General features: G+C 70.7%; 3 protein-coding genes. 1 reads left to right on the forward strand and 2 read right to left on the reverse strand.

Annotation, left to right across the window (positions count from 1 at the left end):
* Together CCN44_RS42040 and CCN44_RS42045 are read right to left on the reverse strand one after the other, a co-directional pair.
* On the reverse strand, positions 1-332 hold a 332-nt coding region (locus tag CCN44_RS42040), incomplete at its 3' end, for a DUF6221 family protein (protein ID WP_244204077.1).
* Positions 325-621 carry a hypothetical protein gene (locus CCN44_RS42045; protein ID WP_223283716.1) on the reverse strand — a complete coding sequence of 99 codons (297 nt, stop codon included), beginning with the start codon at positions 619-621 and terminating at the stop codon, positions 325-327. The genes CCN44_RS42045 and CCN44_RS42040, both read right to left, overlap by 8 nt.
* Before the next feature lie 193 nt (positions 622-814).
* Between CCN44_RS42045 and CCN44_RS42050 the strand changes: the two genes are divergently transcribed.
* Complete coding sequence (locus tag CCN44_RS42050; protein WP_086704534.1) at positions 815-1,075, forward strand: hypothetical protein; 261 nt, start codon at positions 815-817, stop codon at positions 1,073-1,075.
* Positions 1,076-1,314: the final 239 nt, after the last annotated feature.

Raw genomic sequence — 1,314 nt, forward strand, 5'->3', positions numbered from 1 at the left:
TCCCCGAGCGCGTTGGCCCACCCGTGGGCGTACTCCACCTCGTTTACGTCGTTGGTGGCTACCTTGGTGTACTCGTTGAGTAGCCGCCGCTTTGCCTCGATCTCGCGCAGGACACGCGCCGGATCATGACGAGCGATGTGCTCCGCGTCGAACGCAGCAGCATAGAGCTGCGTCCGGGCCACGTACTCGCGCGTGCTCTGCGCGTCGGAAGGAATCACGCAGTGGCCGGTCTCGCCGCTGACCTCGGCGGTCCATGGGCCCTCCGTCGCCTGCCGCGCCGCCCGCTCATCCTCAGCCAGCCGCGCCCGCAGGAACTCCACCAGCTCATCCATCGGCCGGCCCCTTCTTCTTTCGCGTCGCGCCGCTCAGCCCTGCACCGATCTGCTGAGCCCGAGCAGCGGTAATCCCGCCGAGGAGTTCGCCGATCTCAGCCCACGTCTTGCCCTGCGCCTTCAACGCCTGGACACGCCGCTGTCGGAGCGCGCGCAGCTTCGAGTGGTGGTCCGGCCACTGAGCCAGCGCCTCCGATACAGCCTTGGCGCACGCCTCATCGTCCTCGATGGCCTCGAACGCCTCGATGGCTTCCACCAGGCGTCTCACCTCCTCGCGGTTGTCTGCCACTCCCGCGCTCCTTCCTCTGCGCGAGCGCGACCGACACGAGGTTAAACCCTGGGGTTGCGGCGCATCAACCCTAGGGTTTAACTTGGTCGAGCGAGGCCGCGCTCGGTCTCGTGCACCAACAAGTACGGCCCCGGCAGGAGCACCACCTCCGCCGGGGCCAGTCACCCCGCCTGCCTACCAGGAGGAATGACCAATGCCGGAGTCTACGGCCACCCCCCAACAGCCGCCCACCCCCGCGCCGTGGCCTGACGGCGTCATCGCCCGCTACCTCACCGTCGCCGGCGCCCCCGTCGACTTGACCGACAGGACCGAGGAGTCGTACTGGCGGTACGACACGGCGTGCGGCGGCTGCCCACACAAAGACTCCTTCCTGAGCGTGGAGCCTGCCCGCCGCGACGCCCAGGCCCACGCCGAGCGCTGCCGCGCCCTGCCCCGTCCGGAGGACGCGCGATGACCTGCATCGGCTGCGGCGGCCAGGGCGGCTTCCCCGACACCACCCCCAAACCCGGCGGCGGACACGTCACCGTCTGGCGGCCCTGCACCAGCTGCGGCGGACGGGGGACCCGCTGATGGGCCTCTTCAACCGCCGCGCTCAGGCCAGCCGCGACTACCCCGCGGCCGGCGCATCCGTCACCGGCCGAGCCGACCGCTTCATCCGCGCCAAAACCACCGGCGCCCGCCGGGCCGCCGCCC

Origin of the sequence: Streptomyces tricolor, assembly GCF_002155905.1 — a bacterium.
In the GTDB taxonomy this organism is placed as follows: Bacteria; Actinomycetota; Actinomycetes; order Streptomycetales; family Streptomycetaceae; genus Streptomyces; species Streptomyces tricolor.

Excerpts from the sequence above, each read along its gene's own strand:
- CCN44_RS42050 (WP_086704534.1), top strand. The coding sequence starts at position 815 with ATGCCGGAGTCTACGGCCACCCCCCAACAGCCGCCCACCCCCGCGCCG.